Source organism: Rathayibacter sp. YIM 133350, from assembly GCF_037404875.1.
Taxonomy (GTDB): Bacteria; Actinomycetota; Actinomycetes; order Actinomycetales; family Microbacteriaceae; genus Orlajensenia.
Genome location: NZ_JBBELO010000025.1, coordinates 1 through 19,290, shown reverse-complemented (window position 1 = coordinate 19,290; position 19,290 = coordinate 1). Strand labels below are relative to the sequence as shown.

The following is a 19,290-nucleotide window of genomic DNA, read 5'->3' as shown; positions in this document are numbered from 1 at the left end:
ACCCGGAAGGGAAGCACCGATGTCCAGCATCGCAACACCGGAGACGCCGACGGGGCGCTCCGCGGCCGCCGCCGATCGAGCCGGCGCAACCACCGCGCCACCGGCATCCACGGCGCCGCGCCGGAAGCCGAAGGTGGAGGGCCTCTACTACTGGTACCTCGTGCCCTCGCTCGTGCTGTTCACGCTCGCCATCACGCTGCCCGCGGTTCTCGGCATCTTCTACAGCTTCACGAACTTCATCGGATTCGGTGACTGGACCTTCATCGGCCTCACCAACTACGTCGCCGTCTTCTCGGATCCGGCGATCCTGTCGAGCTACCTCTTCACGTTCGGATTCGCGGTCGTGACCGTGCTCGTCGTCAACGTTCTCGCGTTCCTGCTCGCGGTCGGGCTGACGGCGCGCATCCGCGCGAAGACGGGACTGCGGGCCATCTTCGTGATCCCGATGGTCATCTCGGGCATCGTGATCGCCTACGTGTTCAACTTCCTGTTCTCGAACTCGGTGCCGGCCTTCGCCACGAGCCTCGGCATCGGGCCGTTGCAGGAGTCGATCCTCGCCAACCCCGATTGGGCGTGGCTCGGAATCGTGATCGTGACGGCCTGGCAGTCGATCCCGGGAACGCTGCTGATCTACATCGCCGGGCTGCTCTCCATCCCGGGTGAGGTCTACGAGGCGGCGGCCATCGACGGCGCGAAACCGTTCCGCCAGCTCTGGTCGGTGACGCTGCCGCTCGTCTCGGGCTACATCGTGATCAACGTCATCCTGGGCTTCAAGAACTACCTCAATGTGTACGACGTCATCGTCGGCCTCACCAACGGGGGCCCCGGCACCGCAACCCGCAGCATCGCCATGACGATCTTCACCGGGTTCACCGGCGGCGACTACGCGTACCAGATGGCCAACGCCACGCTGTTCTTTCTCATCGCCGTGATCATCTCGGTGCTCCAACTCAGGCTCACCCGCGGAAGGGCGGCACTCGCATGACCCAGGCAGCAGCAAGCATCCCGCTCGGAGACGCACGCCGAACGGCCCGCGACGACGCGGTCACCGTTCGACGTCGCCGCGGCCGCGTCGGCCAGGAGCGATCCAACTGGGGCACGACCATCCTGCTGATGCTGTGCGCACTGACGGTGCTCGTGCCGCTGTACGTCACCATCTCGATGTCGCTCAAGTCGACCGCGCAATCGGTGGACGGGAACGCGTTCTCGCTTCCCTCGCCGATCGACTTCTCGGGGTTCACGAAAGCCTGGCAACTGACGAACTTCCCGGTGTCGTTCACCATCTCGATCCTCATCACGGCGGTGACGGTGATCGGAACCATCCTGCTGAGCGCGCTGGCCTCGTATGCCATCTCGCGCAACTGGGAGCGCCGGTTCTTCCGCTACTCGTTCTACTACCTGCTCGCGGCCATGTTCCTGCCGTTCACGGTCGTCGCGCTGCCGCAGATCCAGCTGACCGGCTTGGCGGGGCTCGCGAACCCGGTGGGGGTCACCATCCTGCACATCATGTTCCAGCTCTCGTTCAGCATCCTGCTGTTCACGGCGTTCCTGCGCTCCATTCCGCTGGAGCTGGAGGAGAGTGCGCGCATCGACGGCGCATCGACGAGCCAGACGTTCTGGCGACTGGTGTTCCCACTGCTCGCGCCGATGAGCGCCACCGTCGGCATCTTCGCCTTCCTCGCCTCGTGGAACGACTTCATGATGCCCTCGCTCATCATCTCCGACGCCGCCCAGCAGACCCTGCCGGTGGTGCAGAACATCTTCCAGACGCAGTTCAGCACGAACTACAACGTGTCGTTCGCCTCCTACCTCATGGCCATGGCTCCCGCTGTCGTGGCCTACCTGTTCACGCAGCGGTGGGTGATGGAGGGCGTGACCCAGGGAGCAGTGAAGGGATGACGACAGACGTGGTCGAGACGCAGACGGTCGCGACGGCGGTGGCGACGGACGAGGCATCCTGGTGGCGGCAGGCCGTCGTCTACCAGGTGTATCCGCGCAGCTTCGCGGATGCCGATGGCGACGGCATCGGCGACCTTCGCGGCGCGCTCAGCCGGGTGCCCTACCTGCGCGACCTCGGGGTCGATGCGATCTGGCTGAGCCCGTTCTACCCCTCCGCGCTCGCGGATGGAGGCTACGACGTCGACGACTACCGCGACGTCGACCCCCGCCTCGGCACCCTCGATGACCTCGACGCCCTCGTGGCCGCCCTGCATGAAGCCGGCATGCGCATCATCGTCGACATCGTGCCCAACCACACCTCGAACCGGCACGACTGGTTCCGGCAGGCGCTCGCCGCGCCGAAGGGCTCGCGGGAACGCGATCGGTACATCTTCCGGCCCGGGCTCGGCGCGAACGGGGAGCTGCCGCCCGCGGACTGGACGAGCGCGTTCGGCGGTCCCGCCTGGCAGAGCGTCGGCGACGGCGACTGGTACATGCACTACTTCGCCGTCGAACAGCCCGACCTCAACTGGGACAACCGGGAGGTGCGCGACGACTTCCTCGAGACGCTCCGGTTCTGGTCGGACCGCGGCGTCGACGGATTCCGCATCGACGTCGCCCACGGTCTCGCCAAGTACCTTCCCGAGCAGCTCCCCGACCAGGCGACGCTCGATTCCCTGCCGCGCAACGGCGGGCATCCGCTGTGGGACCGCGACGAGGTGCACGAGATCTATGCCGACTGGCGCAGGCTGTTCAACTCGTACGCGCCGCCCCGCACCGCCGTTGCCGAAGCCTGGGTGGACTCCTCCCGCCGGCCCCGGTACGCCAGCCCTGACGGGCTCGGGCAGGCCTTCAACTTCGACCTGCTCGAGGCGGATTTCGATGCGGCCCGGTTTCGGCAGGTCGTCGAGCAGAACCTCGCCCTCGCCCGGGATTCGGGGTCATCGTCCACCTGGGTGCTCTCCAACCACGACGTCGTGCGGCATGCGACCCGCTACGGCCTGCCCGAACCGGAGCGGGCCGACGAGAAGCACGGCGCCCGCTGGCTGCTGTCGGGAGGCACCGAACCGCGATTGGATGCCGGCCGCGGTCTACGGCGCGCCCGTGCGGCGACGCTGTTCATGCTCGGCCTGCCCGGCTCGGCGTACCTCTACCAGGGTGAGGAGCTCGGACTGCACGAGGTGGCCGACATCCCGGCGGAGCGCCGGCAGGATCCGGCCTTCTTCCGCAACCCCGGCATCCAGGTCGGCCGCGACGGCTCGCGAGTGCCTCTCCCGTGGAGTCGCAGCGGTCCCTCGCTCGGGTTCGGCGAGGCAGAGCCGCACCTGCCGCAGCCGCAGTGGTTCGCCGACCTGTCGGTGCAGGCGCAGGAGGACGACCCGAACTCCACGCTGTCGATGTACCGGCAGGCCCTCGCGCTGCGTCGTCGCCTGCAGACCGACGAGACCCTCGAGTGGCTTCCCGCGCCCGCCGACGTCGTGCACTTCACCCGCTCGAACGGCTGGCAGGTGGTGATGAACTTCGGCACCCGTCCGGTTCCAATGCCATCCGGCGAGGTACTGCTGTCGAGCGGCCCGATCGATGGCGACGAGTTGCCGGGGGAGACGGCTGTGTGGCTGCGGGCGATTTCCTCGGACTGAGCTTCCCCGAGAGGGTGGGGCCGCGTAACGTCGGGGCAGGAGGCGGGGCCTTCGATCTCATGACGACGTGGGGGCAGCATGCCGCAGGAGCGCAGCGCGCGGGAGAGCCGGGCGTCTCGACCCGACTCCGAGGCCCCTGCACCGCGGGAACTGAGCGCCGAGGTCTGCATCGTCGGTGGCGGCCCCGCCGGCGTCATGCTCGGTCTTCTGCTGGCACGTGCGGGAATCGACGTCGTCGTGCTCGAGAAGCACGGCGACTTCTTCCGCGACTTCCGCGGCGACACGGTGCACCCGTCCACGCTCGACCTCATCGACCAGTTGGGGCTGCGACTGGGCTTCGAGCGCATCCCGCATGTCTCCCTGCCCCGGCTGGATGCGGTCATCGACGGCATCCGGCTGCACGCGATCGACTTCTCTTCGCTGCCGGCGCCGAACCGCGAGGTCACCCTCATGCCGCAGTGGGACCTGCTCGACCTGCTCGCCGACGCGGCGCGTGCGACGGGCTGCTTCCGCCTCGTGATGCAGGCCGAGGCGACCGACGTGCTGCGTTCGGGCGGTCGCGTCGCCGGCGTGCAGGCCCGCACGCCAGATGGAGAGCTACGGGTACGGGCACCGGTCACGATCGCCGCCGACGGCCGGGCCTCCTCCGTGCGCCGGGCCTTGGGGCTGCCGCTTCGCGACTACGGCGTGCCGATCGACGTCACGTGGTTCCGGTTGCCGAGACCCACGCGACCCCTGCCCGACACTCTCGCGAACGTACGCGCGGGAACTGTTCTGATCACCATCCCGCGTCCCGGCTACCTGCAGTGCGGCCTGCTCATCGCCAAGGGGTCGTACGATCAGGTGCGCTCCGCCGGGCTTCCGGCGTTCCGCGCGCGCATCGCCGCGGCCGCGCCGCGGCTGGCTGAGGTGGCCGGCGAGCTGCACGACTGGGACGACGTGAAGCTGCTCTCGGTGCAGATCGACCGGCTTCGGCGCTGGTGGGTTCCGGGCGTGCTCTGCATCGGCGATGCCGCGCACGCGATGTCGCCGGTGTTCGGCGTCGGCATCAACTACGCGATCCAGGATGCCGTCGCCACGGCCAACCTGCTCGTGCCCCTGCTGCGCTCGGGCGGAGGTGAGCCGAAGGCTGTCGACGCGGTCTTCGCCGCGGTGCAGCGGCGGAGGAACCCACCGACCGCCCTCATGCAGAGGGTGCAGCGCGCCGTGCATCGGCTCGTCGGCCGCGCCACTGTCGGGGTGCTGCTGCACAATCCGCCGACGCGCTTCGAGCGCGCCGTCATCGCCGTAATGCTTCCGATCGCCCGGCCCCTGGCCGCTCGGCTTGTCGGTTACGGATTCCGGCCGGAGCGCATCGCGCCCGGCCTGCTGCGCTGAGGCCCGGCCGCGCCGTCGGCGGCGACCGACGGATGCTCGGCGGGAAGGGCGTGCCGCTTCCCCTCGGCGAGCAGGCGGAGGTTCTTCGCCTCCCAGTCGGCGACGGCTCGGCGTTCGCCATCGAGGATGCGGCTCTCGGGGCACTCGGCGAGGCGTCGGCCGCAGCTGCAGAGGCCCGGCGTGGAGGAATCGTCGTGGTGCAGGCTTCCCAGCCGCCAGAGTTCGGCGAACAGGCGGTCGGAGAGCCGTCGCGCGAGTTCGGTGTTGCGCTCGGCGCGACGCACGATCTCGGACTGCAGGCGCTCGTGCACCGCTCCGTCCGGAGCGGCCTGGAACTGCTCCGCGACTCCTGCGGTCAGGGCCGCCAGCTGACTCTCGAGGTCGGCGATGCGGGCCGCCGCGGCCTCTCCCGCGGCGACGAAGCGGGTGGCTGCCGCGAGGCGGGCGTCGTGCTCGCTCGACCACAGCCCGAGCCAGAGTGCGACGTGCTCCTCGTCTCGGCGCTGCGCCTTCTCGGGCCCGAGGTGCCCGGTGCACGCGGCGCACACCACCGCATCCGCGGGGGAGGAGAAGTGGAAGGGCTGCAGTGATCGGCAGCACCAGCACTGCACGACCACGTCGGCGTGCAGCGGATGTTCGTGGGGCACGTGCCCTCCCTTCCCGCGGCGATCCGGGCTTCCGGCGACCGGCGCGCCTCAGCTGCCCGCGCCTCCACGTTAGCGGGCGCGGCCGAGCACTTCACGCTCGTGCGCCGCGGGGCCCGCCCGCGGCAACATCCGTCAGGGCGACGGCGGGGACGGATCAGGGCTGCAGCGCGGCGCGCAGGGCCCTGGCCTGTTCCTCCCAGAACGCGCGGGCGACATCCGTCTTGGCGAAGAGGGCATCGAACCCGTGGAAGACCCCGTCGATGACGTGCACCTCCACCGGCACGCCGCTGGCACGCAGCCGCTCGGCGTAGGCGAGGTCTTCGTCATGGAACAGGTCGAGGGTTCCGACGCCGATCCAGGCCGGCGGGAGGCCACCGACGTCCTCGCGGCGGGCGGGCGCGGCGTACGGCGAGACGTTCGGTGATCCCGGCGCCTGGCCGAGGTACGACGTCCAGGCGTACCGGTTGCTGCCGGGCGACCAGATGCGCACGTTGCGGGTATCGAGGTCGGTGCGCAGAACGGTGCGGTCATCGAGCATGGGGTAGATGAGCAGCTGGTAGGCGGGACGGAACTCGCCGCGATCATGCGCGAGCAGCGTGAGCCCCGCCGCGAGGCCCGCACCCGCACTTGCACCGCCCACGGCGATGCGGTCGGCGTCGATGCCGCGGGCGTCGGCGTTGGCGAACAGCCAGCCGAGGCCGGCGTAGGCGTCATCGAGTGCAGCCGGTGCAGGGTGCTCGGGTGAGAGCCGATACCGCAACGCGGCAACGGTGATGCCGAGCTCGCGTGCGAAGAGGATGTTGGTGCGCTCGTCCTGTTCCGGGCTGCCCTGGATGAACCCCCCGCCGTGAATCCAGAACAGGGCGGGCGCCTCGGTGGTGAGCGCCTTCGGCCGGTAGAGCCGCAACGACACGTCGGGTGCACCCGGGGCGCCGGGAACCCTCACGTCCTCGATCTCGATGTCTTCGGGTGCCGGCTGCTGCCGGGGGCGGCCTCTCCTCATCAGGCGGGTGATGCGGGGGCCCATGGAGAACTGCGGGATGAATCGCGCGATCGCGACGTCGGGGTGGAAAGTCGGCACGGATCCTCCTGGAGGCTGCACGGGAGCGGCGTCACGCCGTCGGCCGACTCTATCCGGACGTATACACCCATTGCGTCCTGGGTTACGGATGCTTGCGCTCGGGCGCTCGATTTGGTCGGATTGCAGCATCCGGTGTGGGGGATGCGTCGGCGCAGGGGGATGAGGAGCACGACATGGCACGCATTCTGGTTCTCGGCGGCCACGGCAAGGTTGCACTTCTCCTGGAGCGCCTGCTCGCGGATCGCGGCGATGACGTCGATGCGCTCATTCGCAATCCCGAGCACGCCGGCGACGTCGAGGCTGCGGGAGCGCATCCTGTCGTGGCCGACCTGCAGGCCATGAGCGCCGACGAGCTCGCCGTCGTGTTCACCGGCCACGATGCCGTCGTGTGGTCCGCGGGCGCCGGAGGTGGTTCCCCCGCCCGCACCTGGGCGATCGATCGGGATGCCGCCATCCGTTCGATGGAAGCCGCGGCGAAGGCGGGCGTCGACCGCTACGTGATGGTCTCGTACTTCGGTTCGTCGCCCGATCACGGGGTGTCGGAGTCCGACGCCTTCTACGCCTACGCCGAGTCGAAGGCGGCGGCCGATGAGCACCTGCGCGGCACCGACCTGGCGTGGACGATCCTCGGGCCCAGCCGGCTCACCGACGGAGCCGGCACCGGACGAATCGACGCCACAGCCGAGACGAGCGACGCGGTTGATCGTGCGGACGTGGCCGCCGTCATCGCCGCGGTGCTCGATCAGGACGGCACGATCGGGCGCACCATCCGCTTCAACGCCGGCGAGACGCCCGTCGCCGAGGCGGTCGCCTGAGCGATCTCCCGAGCCTCGCCTGCGTTCATCACGCGCAGGACGGTCAAGACACGCTCGGCACCGCGGCGGCACACTGGGGGAGTGGCGCTGGACGGGGAGTTCGAGGACGCGGCCTTCGGCGATGACGACTTCGGTCGCTTCGTCGGTGTGCTGACGGAATCGCTGCGCGCACCCGCGAGCATCGACGACCTCGCGCGCTCGATGTTCCTCTCGCGCTCCCAGTTGGGACGCATCGTCGTCGCGGTGTTCGGCGAGGCGCCGGCACGGTTCCAGCGTCGGGTACTGCTCGAGCGCGCAGCGCTGCGACTGATCACGACCCGCTCGAGTGTGCTCGAGATCGCCCGGGAAGCCGGCTTCGACTCGCACGAGGGCTTCATCCGGGCGTTCGAGCGGGCATACGCCGTCTCGCCGTCCGCCTGGCGGTCATCGCCGGGCCGGATCGCCCTGCCGACGCCGAACGGGGTGCACTTCCAGCCGCCATCGGGTCTGCGGCTGCCGTCACAGGAGAGGATGAGCACGATGGACGTGTTCACGGGAATGCTCGAACACCACATCTGGCTCACGGGCCAGCTCATCGAACGGGCGCAGGGGCTGCCCCAGGAGGTGCTGGATGAACCGCTGCCCTCCGCCGGTTTCATCGACGATGCCCCCAGCATCCGCTCGCTGCTCTCGCGGCTCGTCGGGCAGTTGCACATGTGGAACGAGGTGATGGCCGCCCGGGGCTACGACTTCGCCGTCGAGCGCGCGGAGCCCCTGGACGCCATGCGCGAACGCTGGCGAAGCCAGGCTCCGCTCTTCCTCGGCCACGTGCGGACGGTGGTCGATGAGGGCCGGCTCGATGACACCTTCGTCTTCGTCGAGAAGACGGGTCCGCGGCTCTACACCTACGGCGGCCTGATCGCGCACGTGCTGACCTTCGGCGCTCACCGGCGCATCGAGGTGCTCGCGGCCTATGCCCGGCACGGCATCGGCGATCTGGGCTTCGGCGACCCGCGGGAATGGATTCCGGAGCACGCCGGCGGCGGCGCCGCAGCGGAGGAGTAGGGCCAGCTGCCGGTGTGCCCCCTGTTCGTCAAGCCCTGCCGCGCACGGCGCGCGGTGCCTACGGTGAAGTGGTGAGCATCCCGCAGACCGAACCCGCAGCGCGCATCGAACGCACGCAGGCGACGGTCTCGCTCGTGCTTCCCGTCAAGGACGACGCCGAGCTGCTGCGCCGGTGCCTCGGCATGCTGTCGGAGCAGTCGGTCGCGCCCCACGAGGTGATCGTCGTCGACAACGGCTCGCGCGACGACTCCGCCGAGATCGCACGCGCGGCGGGTGCCCGCGTGCTGCGCGAGTTGCACCCCGGCATCCCGGCGGCGGCCGCGGCGGGATGCGACGCCGCAACGGGCGACGTGATCGCGCGCCTTGATGCGGACTGCATGCCTCCCCGGGAATGGGTGCAGCGGATCAGCGCGGCCTTTGACGCGGATCCCGGGCTCGCGGCCCTCACGGGGCCGGCCTTCTTCGTCGACGGCCCTGCGCCGCTGCGGCGTCCGCTCGCCGCGCTCTACCTCGGCGCCTACCGTGCGGCCGTTTCGCCGGCGCTCGGGCACCCGCCTCTCTTCGGCTCGAACTTCGCCGTGCGTCGCTCGGCCTGGACGCAGGTGAGCGACAGCGTGCACCGGTACGACCCCCTCATGCACGACGACATGGACCTGTCCGTGCACCTCGGACCGGAACGGCGCATCCGTTTCGAGCGCTCACTGCAGATGGGCATCTCGATGCGGCCCTTCTCGGGCGGTGGGCTTCTGCGCCTGCGGCGGGGTTTCCACAGCGTGTTCGCCCACTGGCCCGACGAGGCGCCGTGGAAGCGCTGGCGCAGGCGGCTGCGAGCAGCGAAGGCGCCGGCTTGACGACGGATGCGGTGACGGCTTGAGAGAGGCACCCGCCGTCGGCAAGACTGCACGGATGCGCCCCGCCCCCTTCTTCGCCGTTGCCGCGGCCGCCTACACGCTCAACTGCGCGCTCGGAGCCTCCGTGGCCCTGCGCGTTCTCGACACCCGCGAGTGGCGCTGGGTGCACCATGCGCTCTACATCTCGACCGCCGCGACGACCGCTCTCGCCGTGGCCGCCGGCGTAACCGGTGGCCCGGACGGTCGGCGCGCCGCTGCGGCCCTCGCACCCGCCGCCGTTCCGCTCGCCATCATCCCGTATGCCGGCACCCGCGGCCTGCGGCACCCGCTCGTCGCCCTGAGCGCCGCCCCGGCGTTCGTGCTCGCCCTCATCCTGTCCCGGAGGTAGTCCATGGAATTGCTCGACGCGATCCGCCGCCGCAAGACGACGAACGGCGCCTTCCTTCCCGATCCCGTGGCCGAGGAGCACCAGCGCGTGCTGTTGGAGGTCGCGGGGCGAGCGCCCTCCCAGCTGAACAGCCAGCCCTGGCGGTTCGTGGTGATCGAGAGCCGGGACACGATCGAGGCCGTCGCCCGCATCAGCGGCGAGAGCATGACCGAGGCGATGAGCAACGGCACCTTCTTCGAGCGCTACAAGCCGTACTTCCGCTTCAGCGCCGACGAGATGGAGCGCCGGCGCGACGGCATGCTGTTCGATCGGATGCCGAAGGCGCTTCGGCCGTTCACGAGCCAGGTCTTCACGAAACGCGGGCAGAAGCTCATGAACGCACTCGGTGTCCCCAAGACGCTCGGCACCGAGAACCGTGCCCTCGTGGCCGGATCGCCGCTGCTGCTCGGCGTGATGCTCGATCGCTCGGAGTACCGGCCGGGCCAGCTCTCGTCGTTCTACTCGGTGTTCAGCATGGGAGCCGCCATGGAGAACGTGTGGCTGAGCACCCAGGAATTCGGCATGGGCATCCAGTTCGTCTCGTTCCCCATGGAGGTGCCCGGCCGCTGGGAAGAAGTCGCCACCCTGCTCAGGGTTCCGGATGAGCTCGAACTCATGGCCGTCTATCGGCTCGGCTACCTGCCGCCCGAGCAGCGCCGGCCCGCGATCGACTGGTCGAGTCACCAGCGCAAGCTGGCCTCGCAGTACGTCTTCCGGGAGACCTGCGACACACCGCAGACCGGCTGGGATGAGCCGCTCGGCGACGTGCGCTGAGCGTGTCGAAGGGAACCCGCAGACCTATCCCTTACCGGGCTTGTCCTTGTCGTCCTTCGGGCCCTTGTCCTTTCCCGGCCCACCCTTGTCGTCGGGCTTCGGGGCCGGCGCCGGGGCCGGTGCCTGCTCCTGTTGCTGCTGCTCCAGCGCGGCCTGCGCGGCCTGCGCCGCCTGCTCGTCGGCGATGCGCTGCTGCTCCGCGGCCTGCTCCTGGGCCGCGCGCACGTTCGCGGCGAGGTCGGACCCCACGAGCGCGATCGCCGCGCTGATGCTGTCGTACCGTTTGTCGTCGATGCGTCCGTCGGCGCGCGCGTCGGCGGCATCCGCCGTCAATGCATCGAGCTTCGCCGTCGCCGTGGTCCAGTCGCCGGCCGCGCTCGCCTGTGTGACCGCGAGCACCTGCGCCTGCAGCGCCTCGGCGGTCTTCGCGTCGTAGGGGTCGCCCGCGCATCCGGACAGGCCGATGCCGGTCGCCAATGCGATGGCGAGTGCACCGGATGCGATCATCGCCCGCCGCTTCACACCCTGCGGCCTCACGGCTTCACGCTCTTCTGCAGTCGTTCCAGATGCTTCCCGAGCTGGCCGTCCACCGTGGGATAGTCCACCCGGGCCGGGGCGTCGGACGGGGACTGCGTCGAGGCCCAGATGCCGATCCCACCTGCGATGACGAGTACGGCGAGCGCCGCGGCCAGGATGACGCGGGCACGAAGGGAAAGACGTGCAAGGGGTCCGGCGGCGGGTCGGTGCGGCGTCGTCGGGGCCGTCGAGTCCGAATGCGGCACGCCCTGGTCCGCGGTCGCGGGATCCGGGTCGGCGAGCAGCTCGGTCGCGGCGGTGGGCGGTGCGGAGGACGCCTTCGACGCCGGCAGAACGCGGGTGGGCGCATACGCCTGCGTGCCCTCGCCGGTCTCGTCCGTGACGCGTACGGCGACGCCTGCTGCACTCGCGACCCCCGCCCGCAGCCGTTCACCGACCTCGAGCGCCGTCGGTCGAGCGGCGGGATCCCTGGCGGTCATCGCGCGGAGCAGTGCCGCCCAGGGTTCGCCGTACTCGACGGGCACCCACGGGTCGGCCGAAATGCGCACGGCCGCCGATTCCAGCGCTGATCCGGGAAAGCTCTGCTTTCCGGTCACGCACTCGATGAGCACGAGACCGAGCGAGTAGATGTCGCTCGCGGGAGTGATCGGCTGGCCCAGCGCCTGCTCCGGGCTCATGTAGTTGGCAGTGCCGATGACCGAGCCGGTCGCGGTGAGCCGCGTGCCGTCGACGAGTCGTGCAATGCCGAAGTCGGCGAGCATCGCGACGGGTCCGGTCTCGGGAGAGTCGGGAATGAGCACGTTCGCGGGCTTCAGGTCGCGATGCACGAGCGATCGGGCGTGCACGTAGGCGAGGGCGTCGGCGATGTCGGCTCCGATGAGTGCTGCCGCATCCGCCCCGATGCTCTGCCGGCGCAGCTTGGTCTTCAGGTCGACCCCGTCGACCAGCTGCATCACGAGGAACGCCTCGTGCGAGCCGTCGTTCTGCTCGATGGCCACGCCGTCGTAGAGGGTGACGATGGCCGGGTGGCTGAGCGCCGCGATGGTACGGATCTCCTCGCGCTGACGGCGCAGGTCGCCGGCGTCGCCGACCTGGTCGCGGAACACCTTGAGTGCGACGCGGCGGCCCAGCATCTCGTCGTGGGCGCGGAAGACGGTCGCCATTCCGCCGGAGCCCAGTCGCGCCTCGATGCGGTAGCGACCGGCGAAGAGCGCTCCGGGCACGGCGCTGGGCGCGCCTCGGCGCGAGAACTGCTCGGTCGTGTCGGGTGCCACCCGCCGAGGCTAGTCGTCCCGGCTGGGAGCCGTCGCCCCTTGACTCACGGGCGCCGGATGTGCATGCCCCCCTTCCCTCGCCCTGCGCCGTTCCGTAAGCGCTTGCATGAAAGGCATTGACCCACCGACGGGGGTACTCCTAGGCTGACACCAGCTGGCCACGGGGGCACTCGACGAGGAGTTGCAATGCGAATCACCGCACACGCGCATCATTCACGGGGCGAGCGGGGAGGGCTGAGCCGAGCGGGCGCATCCGTCGCCGTCGGCGCTCTTCTGGCGACGGCTCTCGTCGCCGGTGCCGCGGCGGCACCCGCCGAGGCCGCCACGTCGGCTCCCGGAGCGCCCGGCGCCCAGTCGACCTGGTCGACCGGCGCGAAGCAGGGCGTGGGCACCTCGACCACGACGGCGTCCAAGGTCTGGTACACGCTCTCCGACGGCACGCTCTCGGAGGTCTACTACCCGCGCGTCGATGTGGCCAATTCCCGCAGCCTCGAGCTCATCATCACCGACGGCAAGACCTTCGCCGACCTGGAGTCGCGCGACACCACTCACCGGGTGCAGCTGCAAGACCCGAAGGCGCTGCTCTACTCCCAGGTGAATACCGACAAGGACAAGCGCTACCAGGTGATCAAGACCTACTTCACCGACCCCAAGCGCTCGACGGTGCTGGAGAACATCACCCTGCGCTCCCTCGACGGCAAGAAGTACCAGGTCTACGTGCAGTACGACCCGTCGCTCGCCAACAGCGGCAAGCACGATTCCGCCACGACGAAGGGGGGAGCGCTCGTGGCGGAAGATCTCACGGGAGCCGACAAGGTCGGCAGCGCCCTGATCGCCGACCGTCCCTTCGCCGCCACCTCGAACGGCTTCGCCGGAGTCAGCGACGGCTGGAGCGATCTCTCGAAAGACTTCCGGCTCGATCACTCCTACGGGCAGGCCCTGGACGGGAACGTCGTGCAGACGGCCAAGCTGAACCTGCTCGGCTCCGCGAAGCTGTCGACGGCGACGCTCGCGCTCGGTTTCGGGGCGACGGGAGCAGAGGCCCTCTCCACCGCGAAGGCGAGCCTCTCGAAGGGGCTGCTCGGAGCGGCGGGCACCGCCGTCTCGTACGCCCTCGGCTGGCACAAGTACCTCGCCTCGCTGAGCACCCCGCCCGCGAGCGTGCGCTCCTCGGGCGCGCTGAAGACCCAGTACAACGTGGCCGCCATGACCTTGAAGGCCCACGAGGACAAGACCTACCGCGGCGCGAACATCGCCTCGCTCACGATCCCGTGGGGCCAGGCGCAGAACGCCGACGAAGTCGGCGTGGGTGGCTACCACCTCGTGTGGGCGCGCGACCTCTACCAGGTCGCCACCGCTCAGCTCGCGGTCGGCGATGCGGATGCCGCGGAGCGCTCGCTCGACTACCTCTTCGACGTGCAGCAGAAGCCCGACGGCTCGTTCCCGCAGAACTCCCTGCTCAACGGCACGCCGTACTGGGGCAGCCTGCAGCTCGATGAGGTGGCGTTCCCGATCGTGCTGGCCTGGCAGCTCGGCCGCACCGATGCCGCGACCTACACCGACCACGTGAAGAAGGCGGCCGACTTCATCGTCGCCCACGGACCGGCCACGCCGCAGGAGCGCTGGGAGGAGGAGGGCGGTTACTCGCCGAGCACGATCGCTGCCGAGATCGCGGGCCTGACCGCGGCATCCGCCCTCGCGACGGCCAACGGCGATGACGGCTCGGCGGCGATCTACCAGGGCGTCGCCGACGACTGGCAGCGCAGGGTGGAGTCGTGGACCTACACGACCACGGGCCCGCTCGGCGACGGCAACTACTACGAGCGCATCGACGACAACGGCGACCCGAACGACGGCCACACCCTCGACATCAACAACGGCGGCGGCGCGTTCGACGAGCGCACCATCGTGGACGCCGGCTTCCTCGACCTCGTTCGCCTGGGCGTCAAGCCGCCGACGGATGCGGCGGTCGCCTCCTCGCTGCCCGAGGTCGACGCCACCATCAAGGTCGACACCCCCAACGGCGCCATGTGGTACCGCTACAACCACGACGGCTACGGCGAGAAGACCGACGGATCGCCGTACGACGGCACGGGGGTCGGCCGGCTCTGGCCGCTGCTCTCGGGCGAGCGTGGGGAGTTCGAGCTCGCCAACGGCCGTAGTGCCACCTCGTACTTGAAGACGATGGCGGCAGCGGCCAACGAGGGCTACATGATTCCCGAGCAGGTCTGGGACCAGCCCGATGCGACGGCCTCCGGCCTCTCCTTCGGAGAGGGCACGGGCTCGGCCACGCCATTGGCCTGGTCGATGGCGCAGTTCCTGCGGCTGGCGCAGGGCATCGACGCCGGCAAGCCGGTGGAGACGCCCTCGATCGTGGCCGATCGCTACGCGACGGGAACGCTCCCGGCCGGGCCGACGGTCGACGTGACGGCTCCGGGAGGGACCGTCACGAGCGAGGCGACGGTCATGGTCGCGGGTAGCACGACGGCCGCGACGGTGTGGGTCACGGCCGGCGGCCAGACGGTCGCCGCGGACGTGTTCGGCGGCAACTTCTCGGCGGAGGTGCCGCTCAGCCTCGGCGCCAACACGATCACGGTCGTGGGCGTCGGCACCGACGGCGGCACGACGACGGTGCAGCGAGCGATCACCTCGACGAACTTCGGTACGGCGCTCGGCGCGATCGCCGACCCGACCGGCGACGACAACGGGCCCGGCGACTACGTCTACCCGACGAACAGTGCGTTCAACCCCGGCGCGTTCGACGTCACCGGGCTCTCGGTGTTCGACGACGGCGACTCCTACAACTTCGTCACCTCCGTCGCCGGAGCGCTGCAGAACCCCTGGGGCGGCAACCAGTTGTCGGTGCAGCGCCTCGACATCTACGTGAGCACGGATGCGTCGGGCTCCGCCGTCGCCGCGCAGGAGGGCACGAACGCGAACCTCGCGCATCCGTACGCCTTCGTCATCGGCGGCTCGGGCTTCATCCAGCCGGCCGTGCGGGATGCCACGGGTGCCGTTCTCGGCGACGCCACCCTGCTCGTGCTGCCCGACACCCATCAGATCGCGCTGTCGGTGCCGAAGGCCGTCTTCGGCGGCGCCGACCTCGCCGGCGCCGGCTACCAGGTGGCGATGATGTCGCACGCCGATCCCAACGGGGAGGGCGTCGGAGGCATCCGTCCGGTGTACGACCGGGCGTACTGGGATGCCGCTCCCGCGAACGGGCTGTCGTGGATTCAGGAGTACCGCTTCGGCGGCGGCGCCGGCGAGTGGACGGACGCGAATGCCGCCCGCGACACCGACACCCGCGACCCGAACACGATCGACATCCTGGCGCCGGAGGGGGCCTCGCAGGCGAGCATCCTGGACTGGCGCACGAGCGCACCGGTCGTGCTACCCTACGTGCCGCTCGGGTAGGTGGGCCGAAGCTCAGCGCGGCGTCGGCACGGCGTCGAGGGCGCCGCGCGCGAGCATCGTGGAGCCCGCGACCGCTGCCGGCATCGTGAACACGGCGCCCAGGGGAATCAGAAAGAGCAGCTGCGTGGCCACGCCGAACCCCAGCACCTGGCCGCGTCGGGAACGCAGCACCGCTTTCCGCTGCGCGGAGCTCATCCCGCGCGCCTCGAAGGCACGCGACGTGAGTTCGATCGCGAGCAACCGACCCGAGAGCACGACGCCGAGAACCGGTGCCGCGATCGATCCGACCACGGGGATGAAGCCGATGATGCCGACGCCGATCGCCGTGACGATGCCGAGGCCGATGAGGACGGCCCCGTCGCGGATGGAGCGCCACAGGCCCGCGCCCGCGACGGGCACCTCGCCGCCGAGCTCGAGTTCCACGGCACGCCAGATGCGCTCATAGAACGGGTCGCCGATCGCGAGGGTGAGTGCCGTGAAGGTCACCGCCGCGAGAACGATGACGACCCCGAAGAGGAGGGCACCCGTCAGCACGCGCAGGCCCGTCGCCCAGAACTCCGGCCAGCCGTCGGCGAACGGTGTGATCGCGTCAACGAGCGGCACCACGTTCAGGCCCAGGGCCACGAGGGCGGCCACGATGAGCACGAAGACGATGGCGGCGGGAACCAGCCCGAGCAGCATGACGCCGGGCCGCCGGCCCCAGAAGCCGAAGCCCCTGGCCAGCATCCCGATCCCCGTCGCGAATCCTCTCAGCACCGCCCCAGCATAGGGCGGCGCTGCGCCGGGGAACCGTTGCCGGTGACGGGCTTGACATTTGTGGACAATGGCCACTTATTCTGGGCGCATGCAAAGTGCAACGGTGCCCGATGTCCGCTTCGACCACAGGATCGGCGAGACGGTGCTCTCGCTGACGGATGCCGCAGGCCTCCCGCTGGCCGACACCGACGTCGTTCTCGAGCAGACGCGGCACGACTTCGCCTTCGGCAACATCGGCTTCGAGTTCATTCCACTGGCCAACGGAGAAGGCGCCGCGGGCGACGCGCGGCTCGCGGAGCAGTGGCTGGACCTCTACAACACGGCGACGTTGCCGTTCTATTGGGGCCAGTTCGAGCCGGAGCAGGGCAAGCCCGACACGGAGCGCCTGCGCAGGACCGCGCAGTTCTTCGCCGACAGGGGAGTGGCGGTGAAGGGCCATCCCCTCGTCTGGCACACCGTTCAGCCGCCGTGGCTGCTTGAGTACGGGGTCGACGAGATCGAGCGGCTGCAGCGCGAGCGCATCCGGCGCGACGTCGGCGAGTTCGCCGGCCTCATCGACACGTGGGATGCGATCAACGAGGTCGTCATCATGCCGGTCTTCGAGGCGGAGGAGAACGGCATCACCCGGCTCGCATACGACCGCGGGCGCATCGCGATGGTGCGGATGGCGTTCGAGGAGGCCAAGGCGGCCAACCCGTCCGTGAAGCTGCTCATCAACGACTTCGACCTCTCGAGCGCATACGAGTGCTTGCTCGAGGGGCTGCTGGAGGCCGGCATCCCGATCGACGCGATCGGACTCCAGACGCACATGCACCAGGGCTACTGGGGCGAGGACACCATGCTCGCGATGGTGGACCGCTTCGCCCGCTACGGGCTGCCCCTGCACCTGACCGAGACCTCGCTCGTCTCGGGAGAGGTCATGCCGGCCCACATCGTCGACCTCAACGACTACCAGGTGCCGTCGTGGCCTTCGACAGAGGAGGGCGAGGCACGACAGGCCGACGAACTCACGCGCCACTACCGCTCTCTTGTGTCGCATCCGTCGGTCGAGGCGATCACGTACTGGGGTATCACCGACGCCGAGGCCTGGCTCGGCGCCCCGATCGGCCTCGTGCGCGCCGACGGCACGCCGAAGCCCTCGTACGAGGCGCTGCACTCGCTCATCAAGGGCGACTGGTGGCTCGCGCAGACGACGGCACGAACGGATGCCGAGGGTAGGGTGCGCGTGCGCGGGTTCCGCGGCGACTACCGCGTCACGTCGGGCCCGCGCACCGCGGGATTCCGGGTGGAGCGGCAGCCGTTGGAGCATGCGCTCGCGTTGGGGTGAGGCCGGACAGCGGGGCTACCGGCCGGAATGCGAGGGTGTGTTCCCGCTCGTGACCGAGCAGAATGGGCGGCATGGCATCCCGCTGGTCGTGGCGTTCGCGTGACTCCGTTCCCTCTGTCGCGACGGCGGTGCTCGTCAGGCGTCTCGTCGTCGCGCCGGCCCGTGCGGTCTCCGCGAGCCGCTGATGCCCCGCGCGCAGAGGCCGAGCCCCGCCGAGTTGGCGACCGGCTGGCCCGACCTCGCCTCGAGCGATCCCTCTGCCGAGGTGGCGCGGCGGTTCGCGCGCCGGCTGCGAGCGGCCATCGGCGAGCGAAGCATCCGATCGGTCGCGGTGCTCAGCGACGTGAACCACGCCACGGTGCTCGCCATCCTCGCGGGCCGCGCGTGGCCCGACCTCTATACGATCTCGAAGCTCGAGCGCGGGCTGCAGGCCGACCTGTGGCCCGGCCGCCTGGATCCGGGGACGCCGTCGGGGACGGTGACATGACGCGCGCGCAGACGGCGCGCATCGACGACGAGGCGCTCGAGAACCTCGAGCGCGAGTTCGTCGGTCGGGCGCGCGGCCGCGTTCTGGAGATCGGAGCGGGCGACGGCGAGAACTTCGGCGCTCTGCCGCACGACGTGCAGTGGCAGGGCCTCGAGCCCGACGCGCACCGGCGGGATGAGCTCGGCCGCCGTGCGCGCGAATGGGGCCACACCTCGCCGCTGCTCGCTGCGGGAGCCGAGAGCATCCCCCTCCCCGACGGCAGCGTGGACACGGTGGTCGGCACGTACGTGCTCTGCACCGTGCAGGATGTCGCCGCGACCCTCGCCGAAGCGCGCCGGGTACTGGCACCGGGCGGGCGGATCATCTTCGTCGACCACGTCGCTGCCCCGCGCGGCACGTGGAAGCGCGGCCTGCAGCAGCTCGCGACGCCCATCACGACCCGCGTCGACCATGGCTGCCACTGGAATCGGGATCCGGAGCCGTTCTTCGCCGCCGCCGGTTTCGTGCCCATCGACGTGCGGCGCCACGAGGTCACGGCGCGGCCCTGGCCGGCGGTGCCGACGCTCTTCTTCGAGGGCCGTCGGCCCGCCTGAGCCGCATCCGTGCCGAAGGCGCCCTGCGAGATCGCACTTTTGGTGGGTGCGATGCCGGAATGACCCACCGTTTCTGCGGGTTGGGGTTTCGGTGACCCACCGCTTCTGCCGGTTGGGGTTCCCTTCGACAGGTTCACGGAACGGACTCCCTGCTCGCTGAGCTCATCGAAGGGCGCCGAGAACGGAGAATCTGGGGGTGCAGCGCCGTGGTGACCGACCCTTTCTGCGTGTTCGGTTCGGTGACCCGCCGTTTCTGCGGGTTCGGGTTCCCTTCGACAGGCTCAGGGAACGGCTTCCAGCGGATGGCA

The 19,290-nt window shown here is 70.0% G+C and carries 18 protein-coding genes; 13 read left to right on the top strand and 5 right to left on the bottom strand.

Going from position 1 to position 19,290, the window contains the following annotated elements; genetic code table 11:
• Positions 1 to 19 precede the first annotated feature (19 nt).
• The 4 genes from WDJ51_RS07670 to WDJ51_RS07655 all read left to right on the top strand — a co-directional run bounded on the left by WDJ51_RS07670 (position 20) and on the right by WDJ51_RS07655 (position 4,955).
• Positions 20 to 985, top strand: coding sequence for a carbohydrate ABC transporter permease (locus tag WDJ51_RS07670; RefSeq protein WP_337851851.1), 966 nt, complete (start codon positions 20 to 22; stop codon positions 983 to 985).
• Positions 982 to 1,899 carry a carbohydrate ABC transporter permease gene (locus WDJ51_RS07665; RefSeq protein WP_337851850.1) on the top strand — a complete coding sequence of 306 codons (918 nt, stop codon included), beginning with the start codon at positions 982 to 984 and terminating at the stop codon, positions 1,897 to 1,899. The genes WDJ51_RS07670 and WDJ51_RS07665 overlap by 4 nt, the downstream gene beginning before the upstream one ends.
• Positions 1,896 to 3,578 carry a glycoside hydrolase family 13 protein gene (locus tag WDJ51_RS07660; protein ID WP_337851849.1) on the top strand — a complete coding sequence of 561 codons (1,683 nt, stop codon included), beginning with the start codon at positions 1,896 to 1,898 and terminating at the stop codon, positions 3,576 to 3,578. The genes WDJ51_RS07665 and WDJ51_RS07660 overlap by 4 nt, the downstream gene beginning before the upstream one ends.
• Positions 3,579 to 3,656: 78 nt before the next feature.
• Positions 3,657 to 4,955, top strand: coding sequence for an FAD-dependent oxidoreductase (locus tag WDJ51_RS07655; protein ID WP_337851848.1), 1,299 nt, complete (start codon positions 3,657 to 3,659; stop codon positions 4,953 to 4,955).
• Here WDJ51_RS07655 and WDJ51_RS07650 read toward each other — a convergent pair.
• Positions 4,910 to 5,602 (bottom strand): hypothetical protein, encoded by a 693-nt coding sequence (locus tag WDJ51_RS07650; protein ID WP_337851847.1) that lies wholly within the window; start codon positions 5,600 to 5,602, stop codon positions 4,910 to 4,912. The two genes, WDJ51_RS07655 and WDJ51_RS07650, sit on opposite strands and share 46 nt — an antisense overlap.
• 154 nt (positions 5,603 to 5,756) lie before the next feature.
• Positions 5,757 to 6,683: an alpha/beta hydrolase gene (locus WDJ51_RS07645; protein WP_337851846.1), complete on the bottom strand. Its 927-nt coding sequence runs from the start codon at positions 6,681 to 6,683 to the stop codon at positions 5,757 to 5,759.
• A gap of 173 nt (positions 6,684 to 6,856) precedes the next feature.
• Here WDJ51_RS07645 and WDJ51_RS07640 point away from each other — a divergent pair, with 173 nt between their 5' ends.
• The 5 genes from WDJ51_RS07640 to WDJ51_RS07620 all read left to right on the top strand — a co-directional run bounded on the left by WDJ51_RS07640 (position 6,857) and on the right by WDJ51_RS07620 (position 10,594).
• On the top strand, positions 6,857 to 7,498 hold the full coding sequence (locus tag WDJ51_RS07640; protein ID WP_337851845.1) for an SDR family oxidoreductase: 642 nt from the start codon (positions 6,857 to 6,859) through the stop codon (positions 7,496 to 7,498).
• An 81-nt stretch (positions 7,499 to 7,579) separates the two neighbouring features.
• A complete protein-coding gene (locus WDJ51_RS07635; protein WP_337851844.1) occupies positions 7,580 to 8,542 on the top strand; it encodes a helix-turn-helix domain-containing protein in 963 nt (320 codons plus the stop codon).
• A 71-nt stretch (positions 8,543 to 8,613) separates the two neighbouring features.
• Positions 8,614 to 9,393 (top strand): glycosyltransferase family 2 protein, encoded by a 780-nt coding sequence (locus tag WDJ51_RS07630; protein ID WP_337851843.1) that lies wholly within the window; start codon positions 8,614 to 8,616, stop codon positions 9,391 to 9,393.
• A 55-nt stretch (positions 9,394 to 9,448) separates the two neighbouring features.
• The gene (locus WDJ51_RS07625; RefSeq protein ID WP_337851842.1) at positions 9,449 to 9,781 is read left to right on the top strand and encodes a hypothetical protein; all 333 of its coding nucleotides are present in this window, start codon (positions 9,449 to 9,451) and stop codon (positions 9,779 to 9,781) included.
• A gap of 3 nt (positions 9,782 to 9,784) precedes the next feature.
• Positions 9,785 to 10,594 carry a nitroreductase family protein gene (locus WDJ51_RS07620; protein WP_337851841.1) on the top strand — a complete coding sequence of 270 codons (810 nt, stop codon included), beginning with the start codon at positions 9,785 to 9,787 and terminating at the stop codon, positions 10,592 to 10,594.
• Positions 10,595 to 10,618: 24 nt separating this feature from the next.
• Here the strand turns inward: WDJ51_RS07620 and WDJ51_RS07615 are convergent, their stop codons facing one another.
• Both WDJ51_RS07615 and WDJ51_RS07610 read right to left on the bottom strand, forming a co-directional pair.
• Positions 10,619 to 11,131, bottom strand: a complete 513-nt coding sequence (locus WDJ51_RS07615) for a hypothetical protein (RefSeq protein ID WP_337851840.1) — start codon at positions 11,129 to 11,131, stop codon at positions 10,619 to 10,621.
• Positions 11,128 to 12,405, bottom strand: a complete 1,278-nt coding sequence (locus WDJ51_RS07610; RefSeq protein WP_337851839.1) for a serine/threonine-protein kinase — start codon at positions 12,403 to 12,405, stop codon at positions 11,128 to 11,130. Before WDJ51_RS07610 ends, WDJ51_RS07615 begins: the two co-directional genes overlap by 4 nt.
• Before the next feature lie 186 nt (positions 12,406 to 12,591).
• On the opposite strand from WDJ51_RS07610, the gene WDJ51_RS07605 reads away from it, so the two are divergent.
• Positions 12,592 to 15,819 carry a glucan 1,4-alpha-glucosidase gene (locus WDJ51_RS07605; RefSeq protein ID WP_337851838.1) on the top strand — a complete coding sequence of 1,076 codons (3,228 nt, stop codon included), beginning with the start codon at positions 12,592 to 12,594 and terminating at the stop codon, positions 15,817 to 15,819.
• Positions 15,820 to 15,831: 12 nt separating this feature from the next.
• Here the strand turns inward: WDJ51_RS07605 and WDJ51_RS07600 are convergent, their stop codons facing one another.
• Positions 15,832 to 16,575, bottom strand: a complete 744-nt coding sequence (locus WDJ51_RS07600; RefSeq protein WP_337851837.1) for an EI24 domain-containing protein — start codon at positions 16,573 to 16,575, stop codon at positions 15,832 to 15,834.
• Between the two features lie 88 nt (positions 16,576 to 16,663).
• On the opposite strand from WDJ51_RS07600, the gene WDJ51_RS07595 reads away from it, so the two are divergent.
• The 3 genes from WDJ51_RS07595 to WDJ51_RS07585 all read left to right on the top strand — a co-directional run bounded on the left by WDJ51_RS07595 (position 16,664) and on the right by WDJ51_RS07585 (position 18,982).
• Positions 16,664 to 17,902: an endo-1,4-beta-xylanase gene (locus WDJ51_RS07595; RefSeq protein ID WP_337851836.1), complete on the top strand. Its 1,239-nt coding sequence runs from the start codon at positions 16,664 to 16,666 to the stop codon at positions 17,900 to 17,902.
• Positions 17,903 to 18,086: 184 nt separating this feature from the next.
• Positions 18,087 to 18,389 (top strand): hypothetical protein, encoded by a 303-nt coding sequence (locus tag WDJ51_RS07590; protein WP_337851835.1) that lies wholly within the window; start codon positions 18,087 to 18,089, stop codon positions 18,387 to 18,389.
• The gene (locus WDJ51_RS07585; RefSeq protein ID WP_337851834.1) at positions 18,386 to 18,982 is read left to right on the top strand and encodes a class I SAM-dependent methyltransferase; all 597 of its coding nucleotides are present in this window, start codon (positions 18,386 to 18,388) and stop codon (positions 18,980 to 18,982) included. Before WDJ51_RS07590 ends, WDJ51_RS07585 begins: the two co-directional genes overlap by 4 nt.
• Positions 18,983 to 19,290: the final 308 nt, after the last annotated feature.

Coding starts and splice junctions, on each gene's coding strand:
- WDJ51_RS07670 (WP_337851851.1), top strand. CDS start 20: ATGTCCAGCATCGCAACACCGGAGACGCCGACGGGGCGCTCCGCGGCC.
- WDJ51_RS07665 (WP_337851850.1), top strand. CDS start 982: ATGACCCAGGCAGCAGCAAGCATCCCGCTCGGAGACGCACGCCGAACG.
- WDJ51_RS07660 (WP_337851849.1), top strand. CDS start 1,896: ATGACGACAGACGTGGTCGAGACGCAGACGGTCGCGACGGCGGTGGCG.
- WDJ51_RS07655 (WP_337851848.1), top strand. CDS start 3,657: ATGCCGCAGGAGCGCAGCGCGCGGGAGAGCCGGGCGTCTCGACCCGAC.
- WDJ51_RS07640 (WP_337851845.1), top strand. CDS start 6,857: ATGGCACGCATTCTGGTTCTCGGCGGCCACGGCAAGGTTGCACTTCTC.
- WDJ51_RS07625 (WP_337851842.1), top strand. CDS start 9,449: ATGCGCCCCGCCCCCTTCTTCGCCGTTGCCGCGGCCGCCTACACGCTC.
- WDJ51_RS07620 (WP_337851841.1), top strand. CDS start 9,785: ATGGAATTGCTCGACGCGATCCGCCGCCGCAAGACGACGAACGGCGCC.
- WDJ51_RS07605 (WP_337851838.1), top strand. CDS start 12,592: ATGCGAATCACCGCACACGCGCATCATTCACGGGGCGAGCGGGGAGGG.
- WDJ51_RS07595 (WP_337851836.1), top strand. CDS start 16,664: ATGCAAAGTGCAACGGTGCCCGATGTCCGCTTCGACCACAGGATCGGC.
- WDJ51_RS07590 (WP_337851835.1), top strand. CDS start 18,087: ATGCCCCGCGCGCAGAGGCCGAGCCCCGCCGAGTTGGCGACCGGCTGG.
- WDJ51_RS07585 (WP_337851834.1), top strand. CDS start 18,386: ATGACGCGCGCGCAGACGGCGCGCATCGACGACGAGGCGCTCGAGAAC.